Below are 25,218 nucleotides of genomic sequence, written 5' to 3'. Positions count from 1 at the left end.
AGATTCCTGATAGAAAAGCGAGAAGAATATAGATCATTGAAATAACATATAACAACCAAGTAAGGAAAAAAAACCAAAGCGTCAATTTTAGGATTGAGTAGAGTTTAAGGACAAACCAACATACAATGGAGAGTTTGATCCTGGCTCAGGATGAACGCTAGCGGGAGGCCTAACACATGCAAGCCGAGCGGTAGATGTCCTTCGGGACATTGAGAGCGGCGCACGGGTGCGTAACACGTGTGCAACCTACCTTTATCAGGGGGATAGCCCGAAGAAATTCGGATTAATACTCCATAATATGAGTCAAGGCATCTTGATTTATTGAAAACTCCGGTGGATAAAGATGGGCACGCGCAAGATTAGATAGTTGGTGAGGTAACGGCTCACCAAGTCTACGATCTTTAAGGGCCTGAGAGGGTGATCCCCCACACTGGTACTGAGACACGGACCAGACTCCTCCGGGAGGCAGCAGTGAGGAATATTGGACAATGGGTGAGAGCCTGATCCAGCCATCCCGCGTGAAGGACGACGGTTCTATGGATTGTAAACTTCTTTTATATAGGGATAAACCTACTTACGTGTAAGTAGCTGAAGGTACTATATGAATAAGCACCGGCTAACTCCGTGCCAGCAGCCGCGGTAATACGGAGGGTGCAAGCGTTATCCGGATTTATTGGGTTTAAAGGTCCGTAGGCGGGCTTGTAAGTCAGTGGTGAAATCCGGCAGCTTAACTGTCGAACTGCCATTGATACTGCAAGTCTTGAGTAAAGTAGAAGTGGCTGGAATAAGTAGTGTAGCGGTGAAATGCATAGATATTACTTAGAACACCAATTGCGAAGGCAGGTCACTATGTTTTAACTGACGCTGATGGACGAAAGCGTGGGGAGCGAACAGGATTAGATACCCTGGTAGTCCACGCCGTAAACGATGCTAACTCGTTTTTGGGATTTAGGTTTCAGAGACTAAGCGAAAGTGATAAGTTAGCCACCTGGGGAGTACGTTCGCAAGAATGAAACTCAAAGGAATTGACGGGGGCCCGCACAAGCGGTGGAGCATGTGGTTTAATTCGATGATACGCGAGGAACCTTACCAAGGCTTAAATGGGAATTGACAGGTTTAGAAATAGACTTTTCTTCGGACAATTTTCAAGGTGCTGCATGGTTGTCGTCAGCTCGTGCCGTGAGGTGTTAGGTTAAGTCCTGCAACGAGCGCAACCCCTGTCACTAGTTGCTAACATTAAGTTGAGGACTCTAGTGAGACTGCCTACGCAAGTAGAGAGGAAGGTGGGGATGACGTCAAATCATCACGGCCCTTACGCCTTGGGCCACACACGTGCTACAATGGACGGTACAGAGGGACGCTACCAGGCGACTGGATGCAAATCTCGAAAGCCGTTCTCAGTTCGGATTGGAGTCTGCAACTCGACTCTATGAAGCTGGAATCGCTAGTAATCGCGCATCAGCCATGGCGCGGTGAATACGTTCCCGGGCCTTGTACACACCGCCCGTCAAGCCATGGAAGTCTGGGGTACCTGAAGTCGGTGACCGTAACAGGAGCTGCCTAGGGTAAAACAGGTAACTAGGGCTAAGTCGTAACAAGGTAGCCGTACCGGAAGGTGCGGCTGGAACATCTCATTTTAGAGCGTCTTTAAGACGAAAAACGTACAAGTCATTAGATTGACAACAAGACCTTAGACAAAACTACAAGTTTTGGTTTTTTTACTCGGTTGGATATATAAAAAAGATAAACCCACTAGAAATTAGTATAGGGAAGAGATTTGGAAAAAGAAGTTAGGAATTAGAAGTTAGAAATTAGTCTAACCTCTATTATCTAACATCTAAAACGAAGTCTCGTAGCTCAGCTGGTTAGAGCGCTACACTGATAATGTAGAGGTCGGCAGTTCGAGCCTGCCCGAGACTACTAATTGGAATAGAGGTTAGAGGTCAGAATTTAGAAGTTAGATATATGCGCAAGCAAAAGTCTAATATCTAATATCTATCATCTAACATCTTAACTAGAGGGGGAATTAGCTCAGCTGGCTAGAGCGCCTGCCTTGCACGCAGGAGGTCAAGGGTTCGACTCCCTTATTCTCCACAGTTTTAGGAGTTTGATTTAAAAGTTACGATTGGAGCCAAAAACAACAATTGTTCATCAGACAAATAAGAAGAAAACAAAGATCATTGACATTAACGGTAAAGACATCACAAAGAGAAAACCGAGCGCAAACAAGCGCTTGAGTAACCAATAGGAAAGAAATCGTTAAGGGCGTATGGCGGATGCCTAGGCTTTCAGAGGCGAAGAAGGACGTGGTAAGCTGCGAAAAGCTGCGGGGATCGGCACACACGAATTGATCCGCAGATGTCCGAATGGGGCAACCCGTCTGGTTGAAGACCAGTCATCTTGATGTTTACATTGAGAAGCAAACCCGGAGAACTGAAACATCTAAGTACCCGGAGGAAAAGAAATCGAAGAGATTCCGTAAGTAGTGGCGAGCGAACGCGGATTAGCCCAAAAGTCTTTATATATTTAGAAGAATGTTCTGGAAAGAACAGCCGTAGACGGTGATAGCCCGGTATTCGAAAGGTATATTTAGATGATAAATGAGTATGGCGGGACACGTGAAATCCTGTCTGAATATGGGGGAGCAATCCTCCAAGGCTAAATACTCCTGAAAGACCGATAGTGAACAAGTACTGTGAAGGAAAGGTGAAAAGCACTTCGAATAGAAGGGTGAAATAGAACCTGAAACCGTACGCCTACAAGCGGTCGGAGCTCACAAGTTGAGTGACGGCGTGCCTTTTGCATAATGAGCCTACGAGTTAATGTTACTAGCGAGGTTAAGGACTTCAGGTCCGGAGCCGGAGCGAAAGCGAGTCTGAATAGGGCGCTTAGTTAGTAGTATTAGACGCGAAACCTTGTGATCTACCCATGGGCAGGTTGAAGCTTTGGTAACACAAAGTGGAGGACCGAACCGGTTGACGTTGAAAAGTCTTCGGATGACTTGTGGGTAGGGGTGAAAGGCCAATCAAACTGGGAGATAGCTCGTACTCTCCGAAATGCATTTAGGTGCAGCGTCGTATATAAGTTTATTAGAGGTAGAGCTACTGATTGGATGCGGGGGAGTCAAATCCTACCAATTCCTGACAAACTCCGAATGCTAATAAATGTTCTACGGCAGTGAGGGCATGGGTGCTAAGGTCCATGTCCGAGAGGGAAAGAACCCAGACCAACAGCTAAGGTCCCAAATATATGTTAAGTTGAAATAACGCGGTTGGACTGCATTGACAGCTAGGATGTTGGCTTGGAAGCAGCCATTCATTTAAAGAGTGCGTAACAGCTCACTAGTCGAGCGGTCCGGCATGGATAATAATCGGGCATAAACATATTACCGAAGCTATGGATTTATACCTTAGGGGTATATCTGGTAGGAGAGCATTCTATTTGCGCCGAAGCAGTATCGTGAGGTATTGTGGAGCGGATAGAAAAGAAAATGTAGGCATAAGTAACGATAAAGGGGGCGAGAAACCCCCTCACCGAAAGACTAAGGTTTCCTCAGCCATGCTAATCAGCTGAGGGTTAGTCTGGACCTAACGCGAACCCGAACGGGGAAGTGGATGGACAATGGGTTAATATTCCCATACTTGCTCACACTAAAAAGGGGACGGAGTGCCGTACTTACTGGAGACTGACGGAATAGTCAAGACCTAGCCTTCGGGCGAAGTTGTTGTAAGGAAAGCGCTTCCAAGAAAAGCCGAAGTGAAGCAACCCGTACCAAAACCGACACAGGTAGTCGAGGAGAGAATCCTAAGGTGCTCGAGTGAGTCGTGGCTAAGGAACTAGGCAAAATAGTCTCGTAACTTCGGAAGAGAGACGCCAACAGCAATGTTGGCCGCAGTGAAGAGGCCCAGGCGACTGTTTATCAAAAACACAGGACTCTGCTAAATCGAAAGATGCTGTATAGGGTCTGACACCTGCCCGGTGCTGGAAGGTTAAGGAAGGGCGTTAGCGTAAGCGAAGCGTTTGACTGAAGCCCCAGTAAACGGCGGCCGTAACTATAACGGTCCTAAGGTAGCGAAATTCCTTGTCGGGTAAGTTCCGACCTGCACGAATGGTGTAACGATCTGGGCACTGTCTCAGCCACGAGCTCGGTGAAATTGTAGTATCGGTGAAGATGCCGATTACCCGCAATGGGACGAAAAGACCCTGTGAACCTTTACTATAACTTCGTATTGACTTTGAGTAAGTAATGTGTAGGATAGGTGGGAGACTTTGAAGCAGGCACGCTAGTGTTTGTGGAGTCAACGTTGAAATACCACCCTTTACTTACTTGGAGCCTAACTTCTTTTAGAAGGACATTGCGTGGTGGGTAGTTTGACTGGGGTGGTCGCCTCCAAAAGAGTAACGGAGGCTTTCAAAGGTACCCTCAGCACGCTTGGTAACCGTGCGTAGAGTGTAATGGCATAAGGGTGCTTGACTGTGAGACCAACAAGTCGATCAGGTGCGAAAGCAGGACATAGTGATCCGGTGGTTCCGTATGGAAGGGCCATCGCTCATAGGATAAAAGGTACTCCGGGGATAACAGGCTAGTCTCCCCCAAGAGCTCACATCGACGGGGAGGTTCGGCACCTCGATGTCGGCTCGTCACATCCTGGGGCTGGAGAAGGTCCAAGGGTTGGGCTGTTCGCCCATTAAAGTGGCACGCGAGCTGGGTTCAGAACGTCGTGAGACAGTTCGGTCTCTATCTATTGCGGGCGTTAGAAGTTTGAGCGGACTTGACTCTAGTACGAGAGGACCGTGTTGAACAAACCTCTGGTGTATCAGTTGTACCGCCAGGTGCACCGCTGAGTAGCTACGTTTGGAAGAGATAAGCACTGAAAGCATATAAGTGCGAAACTCGCCGCAAGATTAGACTTCTTTTAAGGGTCGTGGGAGATGACCACGTTGATAGGCTATAGGTGTAAAGGCAGTAATGTCATAGCCAAGTAGTACTAATTACCCGTAGATTTATAGCCTATTGTAAAGCGCAAGTTTGCGCGCCAAAGGTTTTGTCTTTGTGAACGTTTTTATCGATAAACATAGTTTTTAGTTTTTAGTGTATTGTTTTTAGTATGAATGCTAAATAGCCAACACTAAATACCCAAAACTAAAATATACCTTATTTAGGGTGGTTTTAGCAGAGGGGCTCACCTGTTCCCATTCCGAACACAGAAGTTAAGCCCTCTAGCGCCGATGGTACTGCTAACGCGGGAGAGTAGGTCGCCGCCAGTTTTTTTAAAGCTCAATCATTTAGTTGATTGAGCTTTTTTTGGTCCATACTTTTTGAAAAAGACGAAAGAAATGTGACGATGTGACGATGAGAGGATTGGGTGATGTGATGTGTTGATGGGAGACTTTAGAATGTATGCTAAAGTTAAAGATTGGATAAATTTGATTCAATTCTTAAACTTATTGACTGCTCATTGTAAAAATCATAAATTGGTATTATTATTGTTAAGCAATCGATTAATAGACATTTATGAAAAAACACGTATCAAAAAACTATTTATTGTTGTTATTTATTCTTTTATCCTTTTGGGCTTGTAAAAAAGAAGAAGTTGATAAGTCAATAGATGATAATACATCTGCTTCAGAAGATATTATTATAAAGGATTCTATCATAAAAAAGGAGAATGATAGTGTAAAAGTTGTTATAAAGAAATCAATTCCGCCAGCTGAGCAAGAGTTTGGATTCTATAATGCTTTTATTTTCCCAAAAGATAAAAAAGATAAAGATTCTATTTTTTCTATTTTCAATAAAAAGTACAACGAGCAGGAGCAATATGCTATCTATGCACTTAATAGACTCGATGTAAAAAATAGATTAAAAGCAGATACATTAGTAGTCCCAAAGGTAATTGATACAAGTCTTATGGACTATTCTCCTTTCCCTAAGCAGCTGGATATCTTAAGCCCAGTTAATAAATTTGTTGTTTTTTCTTATCCGATACAAGCATATGGAGTATACAATAATGGAACTTTAGTCAAATGGGTCCTACAAGTATGGGGAAAAAAACTTCAAAAACTAAAACAGGACTTACCTTTGCAAATTGGAAGAAAGAATTAGCCATATCTACAGTTAAGAGTGAATGGAAATTACCCTATAATTTTAATATTTTTAATATGGATGGTATAGGATGGCACGAGTATGAATTACCAGGTTATCCAGCCTCACATTCATGTCTACGATTACTGAAAAATGATGCGATATGGTTATATTCTTATGCAGATACTTGGATTCTTAATCCAGGAGGCGCTACGACAAAGGCAAAAGGTACAGCAGTCTTAGTTTATGGCGATTATCCTTGGGGGAAGCGCAGACCATGGAAAAACCTTCTTCAAGATCCCAGCTCTAATAATGTTTCTGTAGAAGAAATGACAACGATGCTTCAACCAAAAATTGAGTTGATTATAAAAGAACAAAATAATCGTATAAAAGTTTCAGATTCTATAAAAACCGCTAGATCTATAGCATCAAAACAAAAATTAGAAAACTAAACTAATTATATTAATACTTTCTTCAGTATATAAAATAGAATCCTTCCCGTTAAAATAGATGCGCCTGTCTAATTGATAGGCTTATTTTATATAGCCTCTCGCTGTATCGTTTCATCGTTGCATTTTGCAATCTTCGAATCCCGCATCCATGTCTGAAGACTAAGATTAAAAAAAGAGCATTGAATTTCAGGGTGTTTAAGGATGCGTTAATAAATAGTTCACAATAAGTTTGCGGGGGATATGTAAAGAGCTTACCTTTGCAGTCGCAATTAGAGATAAGAGCGGCGCAGAAGCAGTAAAGATGACATAAACTATAAAGATTCTCAAAAAATAAATATAAATTTTATTTGCGAGTATTGATAAAAAGTTTTACTTTTGCAAACGCAAATCGAGATAGATTAGCAAGCGTAGGAGTAGAGTATAAGATATGTTTTGATGATTATTATGGCTAAGAAAAATAGTAATAATAAGAGTTGTGTATATCGGAAAAAGTTTTTACTTTTGCACTCGCAAATCAGGGACGACTGACAGAGAAGATTCCTGATAGAAAAGCGAGAAGAATATAGATCATTGAAATAACATATAACAACCAAGTAAGGAAAAAAAACCAAAGCGTCAATTTTAGGATTGAGTAGAGTTTAAGGACAAACCAACATACAATGGAGAGTTTGATCCTGGCTCAGGATGAACGCTAGCGGGAGGCCTAACACATGCAAGCCGAGCGGTAGATGTCCTTCGGGACATTGAGAGCGGCGCACGGGTGCGTAACACGTGTGCAACCTACCTTTATCAGGGGGATAGCCCGAAGAAATTCGGATTAATACTCCATAATATGAGTCAAGGCATCTTGATTTATTGAAAACTCCGGTGGATAAAGATGGGCACGCGCAAGATTAGATAGTTGGTGAGGTAACGGCTCACCAAGTCTACGATCTTTAGGGGGCCTGAGAGGGTGATCCCCCACACTGGTACTGAGACACGGACCAGACTCCTACGGGAGGCAGCAGTGAGGAATATTGGACAATGGGTGAGAGCCTGATCCAGCCATCCCGCGTGAAGGACGACGGTTCTATGGATTGTAAACTTCTTTTATATAGGGATAAACCTACTTACGTGTAAGTAGCTGAAGGTACTATATGAATAAGCACCGGCTAACTCCGTGCCAGCAGCCGCGGTAATACGGAGGGTGCAAGCGTTATCCGGATTTATTGGGTTTAAAGGGTCCGTAGGCGGGCTTGTAAGTCAGTGGTGAAATCCGGCAGCTTAACTGTCGAACTGCCATTGATACTGCAAGTCTTGAGTAAAGTAGAAGTGGCTGGAATAAGTAGTGTAGCGGTGAAATGCATAGATATTACTTAGAACACCAATTGCGAAGGCAGGTCACTATGTTTTAACTGACGCTGATGGACGAAAGCGTGGGGAGCGAACAGGATTAGATACCCTGGTAGTCCACGCCGTAAACGATGCTAACTCGTTTTTGGGATTTAGGTTTCAGAGACTAAGCGAAAGTGATAAGTTAGCCACCTGGGGAGTACGTTCGCAAGAATGAAACTCAAAGGAATTGACGGGGCCCGCACAAGCGGTGGAGCATGTGGTTTAATTCGATGATACGCGAGTGAGCCTTACCAAGGCTTAAATGGGAATTGACAGGTTTAGAAATAGACTTTTCTTCGGACAATTTTCAAGGTGCTGCATGGTTGTCGTCAGCTCGTGCCGTGAGGTGTTAGGTTAAGTCCTGCAACGAGCGCAACCCCTGTCACTAGTTGCTAACATTAAGTTGAGGACTCTAGTGAGACTGCCTACGCAAGTAGAGAGGAAGGTGGGGATGACGTCAAATCATCACGGCCCTTACGCCTTGGGCCACACACGTGCTACAATGGACGGTACAGAGGGACGCTACCAGGCGACTGGATGCAAATCTCGAAAGCCGTTCTCAGTTCGGATTGGAGTCTGCAACTCGACTCTATGAAGCTGGAATCGCTAGTAATCGCGCATCAGCCATGGCGCGGTGAATACGTTCCCGGGCCTTGTACACACCGCCCGTCAAGCCATGGAAGTCTGGGGTACCTGAAGTCGGTGACCGTAACAGGAGCTGCCTAGGGTAAAACAGGTAACTAGGGCTAAGTCGTAACAAGGTAGCCGTACCGGAAGGTGCGGCTGGAACATCTCATTTTAGAGCGTCTTTAAGACGAAAAACGTACAAGTCATTAAATTGACAACAACTCCTTAGACAAAACTACAAGTTTTGGTTTTTTTACTCGGTTGGATATATAAAAAAGATAAACCCACTAGAAATTAGTATAGGGAAGAGATTTGGAAAAAGAAGTTAGGAATTAGAAGTTAGAAATTAGTCTAACCTTTATTATCTAAAATCTAACATCTAAAACGAAGTCTCGTAGCTCAGCTGGTTAGAGCGCTACACTGATAATGTAGAGGTCGGCAGTTCGAGCCTGCCCGAGACTACTAATTGGAATAGAGGTTAGAGGTCAGAATTTAGAAGTTAGATATATGCGTGAGCAAAAGTCTAAGATCTAAATCTAGTATCTAACATCTTAACTAGAGGGGGAATTAGCTCAGCTGGCTAGAGCGCCTGCCTTGCACGCAGGAGGTCAAGGGTTCGACTCCCTTATTCTCCACAGTTTTAGGAGTTTGATTTAAAAGTTACGATTGGAGCCAAAAACAACAATTGTTCATCAGACAAATAAGAAGAAAACAAAGATCATTGACATTAACGGTAAAGACATCACAAAGAGAAAACCGAGCGCAAACAAGCGCTTGAGTAACCAATAGGAAAGAAATCGTTAAGGGCGTATGGCGGATGCCTAGGCTTTCAGAGGCGAAGAAGGACGTGGTAAGCTGCGAAAAGCTGCGGGGATCGGCACACACGAATTGATCCGCAGATGTCCGAATGGGGCAACCCGTCTGGTTGAAGACCAGTCATCTTGATGTTTACATTGAGAAGCAAACCCGGAGAACTGAAACATCTAAGTACCCGGAGGAAAAGAAATCGAAGAGATTCCGTAAGTAGTGGCGAGCGAACGCGGATTAGCCCAAAAGTCTTTATATATTTAGAAGAATGTTCTGGAAAGAACAGCCGTAGACGGTGATAGCCCGGTATTCGAAAGGTATATTTAGATGATAAATGAGTATGGCGGGACACGTGAAATCCTGTCTGAATATGGGGGGACCATCCTCCAAGGCTAAATACTCCTGAAAGACCGATAGTGAACAAGTACTGTGAAGGAAAGGTGAAAAGCACTTCGAATAGAAGGGTGAAATAGAACCTGAAACCGTACGCCTACAAGCGGTCGGAGCTCACAAGTTGAGTGACGGCGTGCCTTTTGCATAATGAGCCTACGAGTTAATGTTACTAGCGAGGTTAAGGACTTCAGGTCCGGAGCCGGAGCGAAAGCGAGTCTGAATAGGGCGCTTAGTTAGTAGTATTAGACGCGAAACCTTGTGATCTACCCATGGGCAGGTTGAAGCTTTGGTAACACAAAGTGGAGGACCGAACCGGTTGACGTTGAAAAGTCTTCGGATGACTTGTGGGTAGGGGTGAAAGGCCAATCAAACTGGGAGATAGCTCGTACTCTCCGAAATGCATTTAGGTGCAGCGTCGTATATAAGTTTATTAGAGGTAGAGCTACTGATTGGATGCGGGGGAGTCAAATCCTACCAATTCCTGACAAACTCCGAATGCTAATAAATGTTCTACGGCAGTGAGGGCATGGGTGCTAAGGTCCATGTCCGAGAGGGAAAGAACCCAGACCAACAGCTAAGGTCCCAAATATATGTTAAGTTGAAATAACGCGGTTGGACTGCATTGACAGCTAGGATGTTGGCTTGGAAGCAGCCATTCATTTAAAGAGTGCGTAACAGCTCACTAGTCGAGCGGTCCGGCATGGATAATAATCGGGCATAAACATATTACCGAAGCTATGGATTTATACCTTAGGGGTATATCTGGTAGGAGAGCATTCTATTTGCGCCGAAGCAGTATCGTGAGGTATTGTGGAGCGGATAGAAAAGAAAATGTAGGCATAAGTAACGATAAAGGGGGCGAGAAACCCCCTCACCGAAAGACTAAGGTTTCCTCAGCCATGCTAATCAGCTGAGGGTTAGTCTGGACCTAACGCGAACCCGAACTGGGAAGTGGATGGACAATGGGTTAATATTCCCATACTTGCTCACACTAAAAGGGGACGGAGTGCCGTACTTACTGGAGACTGACGGAATAGTCAAGACCTAGCCTTCGGGCGAAGTTGTTGTAAGGAAAGCGCTTCCAAGAAAAGCCGAAGTGAAGCAACCCGTACCAAAACCGACACAGGTAGTCGAGGAGAGAATCCTAAGGTGCTCGAGTGAGTCGTGGCTAAGGAACTAGGCAAAATAGTCTCGTAACTTCGGAAGAAGAGACGCCAACAGCAATGTTGGCCGCAGTGAAGAGGCCCAGGCGACTGTTTATCAAAAACACAGGACTCTGCTAAATCGAAAGATGCTGTATAGGGTCTGACACCTGCCCGGTGCTGGAAGGTTAAGGAAGGGCGTTAGCGTAAGCGAAGCGTTTGACTGAAGCCCCAGTAAACGGCGGCCGTAACTATAACGGTCCTAAGGTAGCGAAATTCCTTGTCGGGTAAGTTCCGACCTGCACGAATGGTGTAACGATCTGGGCACTGTCTCAGCCACGAGCTCGGTGAAATTGTAGTATCGGTGAAGATGCCGATTACCCGCAATGGGACGAAAAGACCCTGTGAACCTTTACTATAACTTCGTATTGACTTTGAGTAAGTAATGTGTAGGATAGGTGGGAGACTTTGAAGCAGGCACGCTAGTGTTTGTGGAGTCAACGTTGAAATACCACCCTTTACTTACTTGAAGCCTAACTTCTTTTAGAAGGACATTGCGTGGTGGGTAGTTTGACTGGGGTGGTCGCCTCCAAAAGAGTAACGGAGGCTTTCAAAGGTACCCTCAGCACGCTTGGTAACCGTGCGTAGAGTGTAATGGCATAAGGGTGCTTGACTGTGAGACCAACAAGTCGATCAGGTGCGAAAGCAGGACATAGTGATCCGGTGGTTCCGTATGGAAGGGCCATCGCTCATAGGATAAAAGGTACTCCGGGGATAACAGGCTAGTCTCCCCCAAGAGCTCACATCGACGGGGAGGTTCGGCACCTCGATGTCGGCTCGTCACATCCTGGGGCTGGAGAAGGTCCCAAGGGTTGGGCTGTTCGCCCATTAAAGTGGCACGCGAGCTGGGTTCAGAACGTCGTGAGACAGTTCGGTCTCTATCTATTGCGGGCGTTAGAAGTTTGAGCGGACTTGACTCTAGTACGAGAGGACCGTGTTGAACAAACCTCTGGTGTATCAGTTGTACCGCCAGGTGCACCGCTGAGTAGCTACGTTTGGAAGAGATAAGCACTGAAAGCATATAAGTGCGAAACTCGCCGCAAGATTAGACTTCTTTTAAGGGTCGTGGGAGATGACCACGTTGATAGGCTATAGGTGTAAAGGCAGTAATGTCATAGCCAAGTAGTACTAATTACCCGTAGATTTATAGCCTATTGTAAAGCGCAAGTTTGCGCGCCAAAGGTTTTGTCTTTGTGAACGTTTTTATCGATAAACATAGTTTTTAGTGTATTGTTTTTAGTATGAATGCTAAATAGCCAACACTAAATACCCAAAACTAAAATATACCTTATTTAGGGTGGTTTTAGCAGAGGGGCTCACCTGTTCCCATTCCGAACACAGAAGTTAAGCCCTCTAGCGCCGATGGTACTGCTAACGCGGGAGAGTAGGTCGCCGCCAGTTTTTTTTAAAGCTCAATCATTTAGTTGATTGAGCTTTTTTTTGGTCTATACTTTTGAAAAAAGACGAAAGATATTAAACTTTAGAAGTTAGATATTAGAAATGTGTGTTTAATAATAAGTATTTATTATTAAGCCCCTATAATTTATAATAAAAGGTTTGTTAATCACTATGTTATATTGGTGTTTTGAGATTTTATAGTATTGTGTTTATAATATGTTTTTGTGGTAATTACTAGTAAAAAATAAAAATTTGAAGTTAATTTTTATTATATTGCCATTTAATAATATTTATAATAAGAATTATGAAAAAAAGGATTAGTTTAATTTTATTTTTTATTTCAATCATTTGTTATTCGCAATTTTCTGGTGGTACGGGTACTAAAGCAGATCCTTATATTATTTCAAATTTGAATGATTTAAATTTTTTGAGTGAGAATAATGTATATTGGAATAAGAATTTTTCACAAAATTCAAATATTGATGCATCGCCTACTAATTTGAGTAATTCGGGCTTAGGTTTTTCGCCAATTGGTAATTATTCTAAACCTTTTACAGGACATTATGACGGTAATGGTTTTTATATTTCTAATTTGTTTATTAATAGGCCTACATCAGATTATATAGGATTGTTTGGAAATTGTGAAAAAGCAACATTTTCAAATATTAATTTAAGAGAAGTGTCTGTTACGGGATATAAGTATGTTGGAGGTCTAATAGGCACATTGAGCAATCCTTTGGTAGTAGGAGCTAGTCCTTTACCTGATGGAATTGTTAATTGTTCTGTTCAAGGATATATTAAAGGAAATGATGGAGTAGGTGGGATAGGTGGAACAGTTACACATTGTAATGTTAAAAGCTCATATTCTGATTCTAGTGTTAAAGGAAATAGAATGGTTGGCGGTTTATTTGGCTTAGCTGCTTGTAATATTTCTCAATCTTATGTTAAGGGAACTGTTGAAGGAACTAATTGTGGCGGATTTGTAGGTGAATTTTATGATGGTATAATTGATAACTCCTATTGTGTCTCTAATATTATCGACGGATATGGTTTTGCTGATAAAGTAGGCTTATATTCTCGTGCAACTGGTATTTTATCGTCTTGTTATTTCGCTGGAACGATTAGCAATAGCAATTCATTAAAGTTAGTAGGACAAATAGTAGGTGTAGGTAATGTAAACTTAAGCGGAGTTACTGATAGTTTTTGGGATAATGATAAAGTTAATATTATACCTGATCCTAATATTATGGCAAGTCCTAAAAGTACTTCTGAACTGAAAAACCTCTCAACCTATGTAAGCCATAATTGGAATTTTAGTAACAATGGAATTTGGAAAATGGATAATACAAATATTAATAATGGTTATCCTGTCTTAAGACATCAATTAAATAGTTTGTCCAATAATGAAGTTAGTAAAAATGAGATAAAAAAATGTTATGTAGATAAAAACTCTAATGTAGTTTTATTAAATACAAATGATATTGCCAAATCACAATTATATAGTATCGATGGAAGGCTAATTAAAGAAGATAATCGTACTTTCTTTAATTTATTGGGGTTAAAAAGCGGTCTTTATTTTGTTCAGGCTCAGGATAATAATGGTAAAAATTTCAACTGTAAATTTAGATATATTGTTAAGTAATAATATTAATAAATTATTTTTAATAGCATCAATGTTTAGAATCTACTCAATATTTCCTCATTATATATAGAAAATTATAGAGTAAGTGACAGACCGTTTTTTATGGCTCAATCATTTATTTGATTGAGTTTTTTAATTATACCCTTTAATATAGAGATTCAATGCTAGATATTAGAAATGAGATATTTATATTGAATGATTGATTTATACAATTTTTAAAAACATAAATTGTTTCTTGTTAATATATTCACAATTCTTTTGGTATAATTTTTATTTCAGCTTTTTATCTGCTATTTTTGCAATCAAATATTAATTAGTAATGAAAAAACTATGTTTATTAGTTTTGGCGAGTTTATTTATTATTTCTTGTTCAAAAACTAAGATTAACGGTAAAATTAATGGAGGATCTCCACTAGAGAGAATTGAGTTTATTGAGGCTTCTGGTGTAGCAACTTTACCATTAATCAACTTAGGCGTTAATGAAAAAGGAGAATTTAAAGGAGAGTTTAATGCTCCAAAAAGTGGTTTGTACGCAATGACTTACGGAGGACAGATGAGTTTTGTCTATGTAAAAAAAGGCCAAACGCTTAATATTATTGGTGATGCGGGAACATTTCCTACAGTATATCGTGTAGAAGGTGATGCAAAAGCTAATAATGATTTTATTAAAGAAACTCAGAATTTTATGGAAACATATCTTTCTAAGTTTGATATGAATCTATTGGCAAAAGATGAAAAAGCATTTCTTGTAGACATCAAAAAAATCAATGTAGATCTTAATAAAAACTTAGACGACGCAACAGCTAAGAATAAGCCTGATAGCGAAGTTATACAACTGAAAAAAGATGAGTTAGCAACTAATATTTTGACGTTTTTAGTACAGTATGAATCTACTCATGGGCAGGCAGTTAACAATCCTAATTTCAAGGTTTCTAAAGAATTTTTAGACTATCAAAAAACTTTTGAAGCTAATAATGATAGAATGGTTAAAGAATTGCCAACGTACAGAAACTATTTATTGAACAAAATCGGAAGAGATTTCCAAAAATTTGCTCAAGAAAAATCTGATAATAAGGCGTCTATGTCTTCTATGTTTGCGAAGTTTCTAGATACTAAAAAAGAGTTGTCTCAAGATACAAAGGACTATTTATTAGCGTTTGTTATTGCTAAGTTTGACCTTAATCCTTCAACAGAAAATATTGCAGATCTTAAGAAAGTTGCTGAAGCTAATATTAAAAATACAGAAGTAAAAAAAGACCTTAATAACGCTTTTGATGCTGTATTTGGATTAGCAAAAGGGACAGAAGCACCTAGCTCTTCTTTGGTAAAAGCTGATGGTAAGTCTGCTTCTATGGCTGATTTTAAAGGGAAACCAACTCTGGTAATGACTTATGCTTCTTGGAATCCTTATATCGCACAATCTACTATACCTGTTTTAAAAGAAGTTTTTAATTTCTATAAATCAAAAACTAACTTTGTATTTGTCAATTTAGATGATACCAAAGAGCAGTTTACAAAAACTTCTAATTCTATGATGAAAGGTATTGCGGGGACTAACTTGTATGCAGAAGGAGGCTTAGGTTCTAAATTTGCAAAAGACTATTTTATTTATGGATTCAAGGTGCCAGGATTTTTAGTTTTAGATAAGGACGGAAAAGTAGCAGGACCAACTTTTTATAATCTTGGTGATGAGAAACTTATAGAGTTACTTAATAAATTAACAGGTCTTAGTGCACCAACTGCTGCGCCTGCACAGTTAACACCTGAGTTGATGCAACAGATGCAACAAGCAGAACCTCACGCTGCAAAATAATTGATTATTCTTATTAATGAAGAAAAAAAGAAATCTAGTATTAGATAATATAAAACTCCTTTCCGCTGGTGCGAAAGGAGTTTCTGTTGGTAAAACAGAAGAAGGTAAGACCGTTTTGGTTAGCGGTGCTGTACCTGGAGATGTAGTTAATGTAAGAGTTAAGAAAGCTAAAAGCAACTATTACGAAGGCGAAGCGGTAGAAGTGTTGATACCTTCTCCTGATCGTGTTGATCCAAGGTGTGTGCACTTTGGGACTTGTGGTGGTTGTAAGTGGCAGAATCTTGCTTATGACAAACAATTGTTCCACAAGAACGAAGAAGTTTATAATAACATCAAGAGAATTGGTGGCTTTGATGATTTTGAATCTATGCCAATTCTTGGTGCAGAAGAACATTATTTCTACAGAAACAAAATGGAGTTTTCTTTCTCTAATGCAAGATGGTTAACTCATTACGAAATTAGTTCCGAAGAAAATTATGGTAACAGAGATGCTTTAGGATTTCATATTCCGGGGCAATGGAGCAAGATTTTGGATCTTAAAGAATGTTTCTTACAAGAAGATCCGTCTAATGCAATGCGTCTTTTTGTTAAGAATTTTGCTGTTAATAATGGTTTAGAATTTTTTGATGTAAGAGAGCAGAAAGGTTTGTTAAGAACTTTTATGCTTCGTCAGAATTCTAAAGGAGAATGGATGCTTTTATTTCAGTTTTTCAAAGATAATAAAGAGCAAAGAATCTCACTATTAGAAGCGGTTCTTAAAGAATTTCCACAGATTAAAACCTTACTTTTTGCTATTAATCCAAAAGGAAATGACAGCATCTACGACTTAGATATTCAGGTATATTCGGGAGAAGGTTTCTTATATGAAGAGATGGATGGACTTCGATTTAAAATTGGACCAAAATCTTTCTTCCAAACTAATTATAAGCAAGCACTTAATCTTTACAGAAAAACGCTAGAGTTTGCAGATCTTAAAGGCGACGAAGTCGTATATGACCTTTACACAGGGACAGGAACGATTGCGCAATATATTGCTAGAAATGCCAAGGAAGTTATCGGTATAGAAGCTGTACCAGAAGCAATTGAAGCAGCTAAAGAACATGCAGCGCTTAACGGTCTAGAGAACTGTACATTCTATTGCGGTGATATGAAGCAAGTATTTACCGACGAGTTTTTGGCATCACATCCTAAAGCGGACGTTCTGGTAACGGATCCTCCAAGAGATGGTATGCACCAAAAAGTGGTTGAGCAGATTTTGAAATTATCACCAGAGAAAATTGTATACGTAAGTTGTAATTCTGCAACGCAAGCAAGAGATATTGCATTGATGAAAGAACATTATGACTTGGTGAAAATTTTGCCAGTAGATATGTTCCCACAGACTCATCATGTGGAAAATATCGCTTTGTTGGTTAAAAAATAGGTTCAAATTTGTTCAGTTTTAATCATTAATTTTAAAGAATGAAATTTTGTTTTAAATATGTTTTACTCTGTTTCGCTTCCATAAGTCTAATGTCTTGTGGAGGAGATGATGATATCTGTCTAAGTGCAGAAGCAACACCAAGACTGAAAATTAAATTTAAAACAACTTCAGAAAATGGAGAGGATAAATTGACCAGATTAGATTCTTTAAGAATTGATGTGGATTATGGCAATGGTACTCTGAAGAATATGATTAAAATGAAGGATGTGGATTCTGTGACAATACCGTTGCGTGTTGATAATTCTACCTTTACAGATGTCTATGTGAGCAAGTCTTATAAAGGACCAAAATCAAAAGTTAGAGTTAATTATACAACAGAATCAATCTATGTTTCGCCGGCTTGTGGTTATAAGAAATTATACCATAATGTAACGTCAGAATTATTAGTGAAAGACCCTGTTCTTAATGTTGAATCTCCTCAAAATGTAATTGTAGATGAAAAAAAAGCTCATCTTTTTCTTAAGTTTTAGTTGTATGACTTTCGGGTTTTCTCAGAAGAAAGCCGAAGATACAATTAAAAAGAAGTGGCAGTATCAACCCAATTTTATTGTTGGAGTTGATGTTTTGAATGCTGGTTCTGGATTTTTTGGAGATAGAAAATTATACCAAGGTTTTATATCTTCTAGGATTTCTCGTAATGTACATGCTGTTTCGGATTTAGGATTTGATAAAAATAGCTATGACAAAAATGGTTACAATGCCACGGTTAATGGGATGTTCGTAAAGTTAGGGGCTTTTTATATGCTGACTTCAGATCCGGAGAATCATTTTAATGGATTTTATGGAGGCGGAAAAGTAGTAGGAAGTTTTTATAAGCAAGAATATTTTTCTGTTCCTATACGAGGTTCTGGTGGTGGTGATGCTTTTGTAGCATTAGCAGAGTCACAACAATCGTCATATTGGGTAGAAGCAGTTATTGGTGGGCGTGTACAATTATTTGATTCTAATTTTTTTATTGATGTTAATATACAGCCTAGATACTTAGCTTATACTACAAAACAAGACGAGTTATATCCAATGATTGTTGCAGGATTTGGGAAAAGTTCAGGTAAATTCGGGATGGGATTTAGCTGGAATATTGCTTACAAGTTTTAATATAAATCATTTACAAAAATAGAAAAGTCCGACACAAAATATTGTGCCGGACTTTTCATTTAACAATTATTAATTAAGTTAAGGTGGTTCTTTTATTTGATACTAATGTCGTAGGGCAGTTGCATCATAATTCCTGATTGAGCCTTAGGATCTGTTATATGTTGGAAGATTTTATAATTATCTGCACCAATTTTACTCTTGATAAGTTTAGCAGAAACTTCGTCCTCGTTCATGTTTTTGAAAAATTGCTCAAACGGTGTTGACTTTGCAGGATAAGAGCTAATGCTGTATTTGTCTAATTTGGCTTGCTTTGCAGCGTACTTAACAGCATCTGTAAGGCTACCTAACTCATCTACAAGACCTATTTTCTTAGCACTTGTACCAGACCAAACTCTACCGCCACCAACAGCGTCTATTTCTTCAAAAGATTTTTTTCTGTTTAGAGTTACAAAGTGTACAAAACGGCTATAAGTTCCTTCTACACTTCTTTGCATGATGCTTACAGTGCCAGGCGTAATACCATTGAGCATAGAGTACATGTTAGAGTTAGCGTTAGTAGAAACGACATCTGCTCTAATTCCGTTTTTATTGGCAATTTCTTTGGCGTAAGTAATTAAGCCAAATACGCCTATAGATCCAGTAATTGTATTAGGTTCAGAGTATATTTTATCAGCAGCCATAGATATGTAATAACCGCCAGAAGCTGCATAATTACCGAAAGAAACAATTAATGGTTTTTTCTTTTTCAGTTGTTGAAGCTCGAACAAGATTTCATCTGATGCATTGGCGCTTCCTCCTGGTGAGTTAACGCGGAGCACTACAGCTTTTATTTTTTCATTGTCTTTAAGTTTTTTGATTTCTTTAATTAAAGTTTCAGAATAGATATTGTTATAACCTTCTCCACTATTAATTTCTCCAGATGCATAAAGAAGACCAATCTGATTACTTTCAGAATCGGTATCAAGACTGTTGATGTATTTGTTAAAAGATACTTTGTTGAGCTTGTCGTCTGCTTTTAAATTTATTTTTTGCTTAATCAAATTATCATATTCTCCTTTTTGTATTAATTGATCTGCAAGACGATATTTTAGGCTAAGATCAGGGATTACGCCATAGAGACTGTCAACAATTGTTTTAAATTCTTCTGGGTTAATTTTTCTAGACTTAGAAATACTGCTGGAAGTTCTGTCCCAGATGTCATTAAGTAAAGTAGAAAGTTGCTCTTTATTCTCAGGAGAAATTTCGTTTCTCAAGAAAGGTTCCACGGCTGCCTTGAATTTACCATGTCTAATTACCTCTATTCCGATGCCATATTTATCAGCAAAATCTTTGAAAAAAGTAACCTCAGAAGCCATTCCTTTTAGTTCTATACCACCAGAAGGATTTAGATAATATTTGTCTGCAACAGAGCCAAGATAGTAAGCTGGTTGAGAAACAGCATTTCCGTAAGCGTATACAAATTTCCCGCTCTTTTTGAAGTCTTCCAGAGCAGTTCTTATGTTATCTAATTGCGTCATCCCAGCGTTGATATTATCAGTTTCTATACTGATACCCTTGATGTTATCATCTGTTTTTGCTTTCTTTATCGCATCTAATATATCTAATAGCATTACATTCTCGCTTTTTTTATTAAGGTTGAATATAGACTGCTCTTCTTCTGTTGGGCTATCAATAATATTAGTTTTGAAATTAAGTGTTAAGACAGAATTCTTATTAATCTTAGTTGACGTATCACTAAGAGAGCCTAATAATATCATAGCAAAAAAGCCAATCACAATAAGAAGACCAATTAGCATAAAAGCCACTATATTTGCAATAACAATTTTGAAAAAAGATTTCATATAAAATTAATTTATAATATATGTCGTTACACAATGTCGTTTTGTTACTAGGAAGTAATATTAATTTTCCGAGGCAGAATATTGAGAATGCAATAAAGAATATTGAAAATGAGGCAGGCAAAGTTGTTAATATGTCAAAAATCATGGAAACGAAACCAGTGGAATTTGATAGTGTTAATATTTTTTGTAATATTGCAATTATAATTGAAACTCAACTATCTCCAATTAATTTACTTCAAAAATTGAAATATATTGAAGTAAAAATGGGAAGGCTGAAAGATTCTAAAATGTTAGGAGGTTATCAAGATCGGATAATAGATATTGACATTGTTAGCTATGATAATGTGATGTTTTTTTCTCAGTCATTAGAACTTCCCCATTATAGACATTTGGAGCAGAGAAAGTTTTCTAGAGAACTTCTCGATCAATTATAAAATTGTAGATAAACAACACAAATATGAAAAAAACATTAATTCTTTTGGCAGCTGCATTGCCTTTTTTGTCTTTTTCGCAAACATCTAATGCGACTACGTTTTCTTCAGGTTCTGAGAAAACAGAAAAGTTCACTAACAAAAGCAGATTATTTAAAGATTGGTCTATTACTGTCGGCGGAGGTACTGCCTTTATGATTCATTCTGATCTTACTTCATTCTATGGTGGTAAAGTCAACTGGGGATGGAATGGTATTGGAAGTATCAATAAGCAGATTAATCATACTTTTGGATTAAGTCTTTTTTATCAGCAAGGTAAAACCAATCAGAAAGCTTTTATGAATGCTAAATCAGGTTTAGCACATGGTTGGACAAAATATAGACAAGTCGGTTTATTAGGAGATGTTAATTTTTCTAATCTTATGAGACGTGTCGATAATCATTCTAATTTTAAGTGGTCTTTACATGGATATGCTGGGATAGGATTTATGGGTTATGATACTTATCTTGAAGATAACAGCGAGTTCCGTACTGGTACGCCATACAGAAGACCATTAGAGATTAATCAAAAGCTTGATATTAATTCTATAGCTTACAATTTTGGTTTAGGGTTTAGATATAATGTGTCGAAACTAGTAGATTTAGAGTTAAGAACAATGTACCTAATATCAGGAGATGATACTTTTGATGGAAGTGGATATACAGATCCAGGAGATTATGATCCATCTAGACAAACTTATACTCAACTTAATGATAGAAGATCAGATAATTTACTATCTGTAAATTTAGCTGTAAATTTCAAAATTGGTAATAAAGACAAACAATTAGGTTGGTTTGATCCTCTTCAAGATATATATAACAAAACAAAAGCCTTAGAAGAAAATTCTAAAGATTTTGTAGTTTGTGAAAAGGGAGATCAAGATAATGACGGTGTATGTGATGATTGGGATAGAGAGCTCAATACACCTGCAGGTGCTAGAGTTGATGGAGCGGGAGTTGCTCTAGATATGGATCTAGATGGTGTAATTGATTTATATGACAAATGTGTAACTGTACCAGGACCTAAAGAGAATGACGGTTGTCCTCTTGTTAAATAACAGAAAATTACCCATGTTCTTCATTTTTTAAATAAAAATACTCAATATGAAACAAAATTTATTAACCTTAGTTGCAATGGCAGGATTATTACTACCTAACATTGCCTTAGCACAAAGTGCTTCATCCGAAACAGAAAGAAATTCGGGATCACAAAATGTATCGCCTTTTACGCAACAATCAAAGAGATTTAATGATTGGGCTATTTCTGCTGGTGCTGGTGTACCACTTATGCAGTCTGCAGACATGACCTCTATCAAAAACGGAAATGGTAAAAATCTTTTTGGATACTCTGCATATATTAGTGTTGACAAAGCTATAACTCACGCATTTGGACTTAACCTTCAATATGATCGTGGCGAAACTAGACAAGGATATGTTAATACAAAAGATCATACTCCAATAGATGGTAGAACTGGTGGTGCAAGAACGCAATACGATGCAATATCAATTTTAGGAGATGTTAATTTTTCTAATTTATTAAGAAGAGTAGATAATAAATCACCTTATAGATGGGCGCTTCATGGTTATGCTGGTATTGGTACTTTAGCATACAGAGCATATCGTCAAGATGCCGGGCCAGTTTACAATCAAGCATTAGTGACAGAGGTTAAACCTTTTAAACTAAATTCTTTATTTGCACAAGCAGGTGCCGGAGTGAAGTATAATGTATCCAATAGAATAGATATTGAAGCAAGAGCAATGTACGTCATGACTGGTGATGATAATTTCGATGGAGGAGGACCAGGACAGACAGGTATTAATCTTAACTCAGAGCAAATTTCTGATAATTTCTTTAATGCAACTTTAGGAGTTTCTCTTAAGCTAGGTAAGCATCAGTCACATCTAATGTGGCATGATCCATTACAAGAAATTTATTATAAACTAGATGTTCTTGCAGATAAAAGTCAAGATGTTGAAGTTTGTAAAAAAGGAGATGCAGATAATGATGGCGTTTGTGATGATTGGGATCGTCAATTAGATACACCAGCTGGTGCTAGAGTAGATGGAGCAGGTGTTGCTTTAGATACTGATCTAGACGGTGTTATCGATCTTTACGATAAATGTGTTACGGTTCCTGGACCAGTAGAAAATAACGGATGTCCTATAGAACCTGTTAAAGATGGTGGTACTGTTGTAGAGATAGAATCAGCAATTAAAGGAATAGAATTCAACCTTAATTCTGATAAAATTACTGCTGCTAATACTCCAATTTTAAATAATGCGATTAATCATATTAATGCATCTAATTCAGGATTTAAAGTAATAGGAGGTACAGATACTCGTGGAGCAGAGGCTTATAATCAAAAGCTTTCTGAAAGAAGAGCAGGTAATGTTAAAACATTCTTGATTAAAAATGGAGCAGATGCTTCTAAATTAGAAGTTATCGGGAAAGGAGAAAAAGATCTTCTTTATCCAGAATGTAACCCAGCTACTAAGTGTCCAGAATGGAAGAATAGAGCTAATAGAAGAGTTTATTTCGAAGCTAAATAAATTTTTATTTTCAATATAAAAAAACCGCTAAGTAAATCTTAGCGGTTTTTTGTTTTCTAAGCGATCTTATTTCATTATTTTTACATCATGATTTCGCAAAGCAAAACAGAAACCTTAATTTATAAAATCCTTAATGACTTTTGGGGCTTTCAGGAGTTTCGTTATGCTCAGAAAGAAATTATAGAAAGTGTAATTTCTGGTAAAGATACACTTGCTTTATTGCCTACTGGCGGAGGAAAATCTATGTGTTATCAGCTGCCTGCAATTATTTTGGAAGGGACTTGTCTAGTGATTTCACCACTTTTGGCCTTAATGCAAGATCAGCTTTTAAGTTTAGAAAAAATTGGGATAGAAGCAGACTACCTCAGTTCAGAATTAGACGAAGCAGAAACCGAAATTATTTATAATAAATGCATAGAAGGCTTTACAAAAATACTCTATGTGTCGCCAGAACGTCTTCGTAATCAAGAGTTTTTAAGAAGGATCCAAGAGATTAATTTATCTTTTATTGCAGTGGATGAGGCACATTGTATCTCAGAGTGGGGACAAGACTTTCGGCCGAGTTATCAGAATATTCAAAATTTTAGAAAAGAGTTTAAAAATGTTCCAATTTTAGCTCTTACAGCAACTGCGACCCATAAAGTAGTAGACGAAATTGCGACAAAATTAGAGCTTAAAAAACCTGTCATCTACAAGGAAAGTTTTAAGAGAGATAATATTAAAATTGTTGCTAATGATATAACAGACAAATATAAAGTTGTCAGAGATACATTATTACAGAACAGAAATTCTGGTATTGTATATACGAGGACCAGAAAGGAGGCGGAGCATCTTGCTGAGTATCTGAAACAAGATAAGTATCTTAATGTTGATTACTTTCATGCAGGATTAACAAAATCTGTTAAGAATCAAATCCAGAAGCGTTGGTTGGATAGTAATAATCATGTTTTGATTTCTACTAATGCCTTCGGGATGGGTATTGATAAGGATAATGTAAGATTTGTCATACATTTTTCTCCATCGCCATCCATTGAGAATTATTATCAAGAAATAGGAAGGGCAGGTCGAGATGGTGAGCCTTCTTTGGCATATTTGTTATGGAATGAAGTAGAGCTTAACAATATAGATTCTATTTTAAAAAATCAAAGTCCTACTAAAGAAGAATATCAGAAAATATTAACGTTTTTGTACTCAATTTTTCAAATTGCTGAGTTTGAGTTGCCCGAGAAAACTTTCGCTTTAGCGTTAAGCCGAATCCAGAATTTGACTAAAACATCAAGAGCTAAAATCATTAATGTTTTGACCTTTTTGCATAATCAAGAATTGGTTTTTTATAAAAATACCAAAAGCCTTTCTACAATAGAATCTCTTATTAATCCTCAGGATTTAGAACTATTACCGCAGAAAGATGCTTACTTTATGGAGTTGTTATTCCGTACGATTTCGGGATTGAGTAGTCATAAAGTTCATTTTAGCGAAAAGTATTTTTGTGAAAAAAATAGCTTTAGCCTACCTCTTTTTAAAGAGCGTGTTTTGGACATGCAGAAGCAAAATTATTTAGAATATCTAGACGGTAATCTTTCTAGCGTAAAGTTTCTCAAACCTCGTGATGAGCGGAGATTATTTGGGCAATATTGGAAATTATTTGAGGCTATTCAAAAGAATAAACTGCAGAAATGGGAAGAAATGAAATTCTTTATTCGCAATAAAGATTATTGTAGAATGAAATTAATCTTGCGTTATTTTGGTGAAAAAAACGCCCCTAATTGTAATAATTGTGATGTTTGCGAAAGCAAAAAACCTAATCAATCTAATGCAATTTTAAACCAAATTTTATCTCAATTACAAAAAAGACCATATACCTTGGATGAGCTAACCATCCAGCTTAGTTTTTATCCAAAAGATAAATTATTAGAAAATTTGATTTTCCTTTTAGATTTAGGGAAAATAAAAATGTTGAATTTTAAAACCTACATGATAAATCAGTAA

The 25,218-nt window shown here is 38.4% G+C and carries 12 protein-coding genes, 4 tRNA genes and 6 rRNA genes; 21 read left to right on the top strand and 1 reads right to left on the bottom strand.

Annotated features, from left to right (window positions below):
- Positions 1-122: 122 nt before the first annotated feature.
- The 17 genes from ACQQ6V_RS08555 to ACQQ6V_RS08475 all read left to right on the top strand — a co-directional run bounded on the left by ACQQ6V_RS08555 (position 123) and on the right by ACQQ6V_RS08475 (position 18,368).
- Positions 123-1,637: ribosomal RNA gene (locus tag ACQQ6V_RS08555) — 16S ribosomal RNA — on the top strand.
- A 209-nt stretch (positions 1,638-1,846) separates the two neighbouring features.
- Positions 1,847-1,920 (top strand) — tRNA-Ile (locus tag ACQQ6V_RS08550).
- 100 nt (positions 1,921-2,020) lie between these two features.
- Positions 2,021-2,094: transfer RNA gene (locus ACQQ6V_RS08545), tRNA-Ala, on the top strand.
- A 155-nt stretch (positions 2,095-2,249) separates the two neighbouring features.
- Positions 2,250-5,012 (top strand): 23S ribosomal RNA (locus tag ACQQ6V_RS08540).
- Positions 5,013-5,160: 148 nt separating this feature from the next.
- A 5S ribosomal RNA gene (gene rrf, locus ACQQ6V_RS08535) occupies positions 5,161-5,268 on the top strand.
- 247 nt (positions 5,269-5,515) lie between these two features.
- On the top strand, positions 5,516-6,103 hold the full coding sequence (locus tag ACQQ6V_RS08530) for a hypothetical protein (protein ID WP_448845109.1): 588 nt from the start codon (positions 5,516-5,518) through the stop codon (positions 6,101-6,103).
- Positions 6,040-6,534, top strand: a complete 495-nt coding sequence (locus ACQQ6V_RS08525; RefSeq protein WP_448845108.1) for a L,D-transpeptidase — start codon at positions 6,040-6,042, stop codon at positions 6,532-6,534. Before ACQQ6V_RS08530 ends, ACQQ6V_RS08525 begins: the two co-directional genes overlap by 64 nt.
- 656 nt (positions 6,535-7,190) lie before the next feature.
- Positions 7,191-8,707: ribosomal RNA gene (locus tag ACQQ6V_RS08520) — 16S ribosomal RNA — on the top strand.
- Positions 8,708-8,923: 216 nt separating this feature from the next.
- Positions 8,924-8,997 (top strand) — tRNA-Ile (locus ACQQ6V_RS08515).
- A gap of 99 nt (positions 8,998-9,096) precedes the next feature.
- Positions 9,097-9,170 (top strand) — tRNA-Ala (locus ACQQ6V_RS08510).
- A 155-nt stretch (positions 9,171-9,325) separates the two neighbouring features.
- Positions 9,326-12,089, top strand: a 23S ribosomal RNA gene (locus ACQQ6V_RS08505).
- A 141-nt stretch (positions 12,090-12,230) separates the two neighbouring features.
- Positions 12,231-12,338: ribosomal RNA gene (gene rrf / locus ACQQ6V_RS08500) — 5S ribosomal RNA — on the top strand.
- Together the 16S, 23S and 5S rRNA genes with 4 tRNA genes alongside form the textbook arrangement of a ribosomal RNA operon.
- Before the next feature lie 301 nt (positions 12,339-12,639).
- A complete protein-coding gene (locus ACQQ6V_RS08495) occupies positions 12,640-13,977 on the top strand; it encodes a T9SS type A sorting domain-containing protein (RefSeq protein ID WP_448845107.1) in 1,338 nt (445 codons plus the stop codon).
- A gap of 319 nt (positions 13,978-14,296) precedes the next feature.
- Positions 14,297-15,790: a TlpA family protein disulfide reductase gene (locus ACQQ6V_RS08490; protein WP_448845106.1), complete on the top strand. Its 1,494-nt coding sequence runs from the start codon at positions 14,297-14,299 to the stop codon at positions 15,788-15,790.
- Positions 15,791-15,806: 16 nt separating this feature from the next.
- Entirely contained in the window at positions 15,807-17,213 is a 1,407-nt protein-coding gene (gene rlmD, locus ACQQ6V_RS08485; RefSeq protein ID WP_448845105.1) for a 23S rRNA (uracil(1939)-C(5))-methyltransferase RlmD, read from the top strand.
- Positions 17,214-17,251: 38 nt separating this feature from the next.
- Complete coding sequence (locus ACQQ6V_RS08480; RefSeq protein ID WP_448845104.1) at positions 17,252-17,743, top strand: DUF6452 family protein; 492 nt, start codon at positions 17,252-17,254, stop codon at positions 17,741-17,743.
- Positions 17,709-18,368, top strand: a complete 660-nt coding sequence (locus ACQQ6V_RS08475) for a DUF6048 family protein (protein WP_448845103.1) — start codon at positions 17,709-17,711, stop codon at positions 18,366-18,368. The genes ACQQ6V_RS08480 and ACQQ6V_RS08475 overlap by 35 nt, the downstream gene beginning before the upstream one ends.
- 92 nt (positions 18,369-18,460) lie before the next feature.
- Here ACQQ6V_RS08475 and sppA read toward each other — a convergent pair whose 3' ends face one another.
- Complete coding sequence (sppA, locus tag ACQQ6V_RS08470; RefSeq protein ID WP_448845102.1) at positions 18,461-20,209, bottom strand: signal peptide peptidase SppA; 1,749 nt, start codon at positions 20,207-20,209, stop codon at positions 18,461-18,463.
- Positions 20,210-20,229: 20 nt separating this feature from the next.
- Between sppA and folK the strand changes: the two genes are divergently transcribed.
- The 4 genes from folK to ACQQ6V_RS08450 all read left to right on the top strand — a co-directional run bounded on the left by folK (position 20,230) and on the right by ACQQ6V_RS08450 (position 25,218).
- The gene (gene folK, locus ACQQ6V_RS08465; protein WP_448845101.1) at positions 20,230-20,643 is read left to right on the top strand and encodes a 2-amino-4-hydroxy-6-hydroxymethyldihydropteridine diphosphokinase; all 414 of its coding nucleotides are present in this window, start codon (positions 20,230-20,232) and stop codon (positions 20,641-20,643) included.
- A 23-nt stretch (positions 20,644-20,666) separates the two neighbouring features.
- A complete protein-coding gene (locus ACQQ6V_RS08460; protein WP_448845100.1) occupies positions 20,667-21,737 on the top strand; it encodes an OmpA family protein in 1,071 nt (356 codons plus the stop codon).
- A 46-nt stretch (positions 21,738-21,783) separates the two neighbouring features.
- The gene (locus ACQQ6V_RS08455) at positions 21,784-23,229 is read left to right on the top strand and encodes an OmpA family protein (protein ID WP_448845099.1); all 1,446 of its coding nucleotides are present in this window, start codon (positions 21,784-21,786) and stop codon (positions 23,227-23,229) included.
- An 87-nt stretch (positions 23,230-23,316) separates the two neighbouring features.
- On the top strand, positions 23,317-25,218 hold the full coding sequence (locus ACQQ6V_RS08450; RefSeq protein WP_448845098.1) for a RecQ family ATP-dependent DNA helicase: 1,902 nt from the start codon (positions 23,317-23,319) through the stop codon (positions 25,216-25,218).

The organism is Chryseobacterium electrogenes (assembly GCF_053553015.1).
Note: the sequence above shows the minus strand (reverse complement) of the source record. Positions and strands in the feature narration are given on the sequence as shown.

What these genes read in the sequence shown, in the direction of transcription:
- ACQQ6V_RS08530 (WP_448845109.1), top strand. Translation starts at nt 5,516, where the DNA reads ATGAAAAAACACGTATCAAAAAACTATTTATTGTTGTTATTTATTCTT.
- ACQQ6V_RS08475 (WP_448845103.1), top strand. Translation starts at nt 17,709, where the DNA reads ATGAAAAAAAAGCTCATCTTTTTCTTAAGTTTTAGTTGTATGACTTTC.
- sppA (WP_448845102.1), bottom strand. Translation starts at nt 20,209, where the DNA reads ATGAAATCTTTTTTCAAAATTGTTATTGCAAATATAGTGGCTTTTATG.
- ACQQ6V_RS08495 (WP_448845107.1), top strand. Translation starts at nt 12,640, where the DNA reads ATGAAAAAAAGGATTAGTTTAATTTTATTTTTTATTTCAATCATTTGT.
- ACQQ6V_RS08455 (WP_448845099.1), top strand. Translation starts at nt 21,784, where the DNA reads ATGAAACAAAATTTATTAACCTTAGTTGCAATGGCAGGATTATTACTA.
- ACQQ6V_RS08460 (WP_448845100.1), top strand. Translation starts at nt 20,667, where the DNA reads ATGAAAAAAACATTAATTCTTTTGGCAGCTGCATTGCCTTTTTTGTCT.
- ACQQ6V_RS08450 (WP_448845098.1), top strand. Translation starts at nt 23,317, where the DNA reads ATGATTTCGCAAAGCAAAACAGAAACCTTAATTTATAAAATCCTTAAT.
- rlmD (WP_448845105.1), top strand. Translation starts at nt 15,807, where the DNA reads ATGAAGAAAAAAAGAAATCTAGTATTAGATAATATAAAACTCCTTTCC.
- folK (WP_448845101.1), top strand. Translation starts at nt 20,230, where the DNA reads ATGTCGTTACACAATGTCGTTTTGTTACTAGGAAGTAATATTAATTTT.
- ACQQ6V_RS08480 (WP_448845104.1), top strand. Translation starts at nt 17,252, where the DNA reads ATGAAATTTTGTTTTAAATATGTTTTACTCTGTTTCGCTTCCATAAGT.
- ACQQ6V_RS08490 (WP_448845106.1), top strand. Translation starts at nt 14,297, where the DNA reads ATGAAAAAACTATGTTTATTAGTTTTGGCGAGTTTATTTATTATTTCT.
- ACQQ6V_RS08525 (WP_448845108.1), top strand. Translation starts at nt 6,040, where the DNA reads ATGGGGAAAAAAACTTCAAAAACTAAAACAGGACTTACCTTTGCAAAT.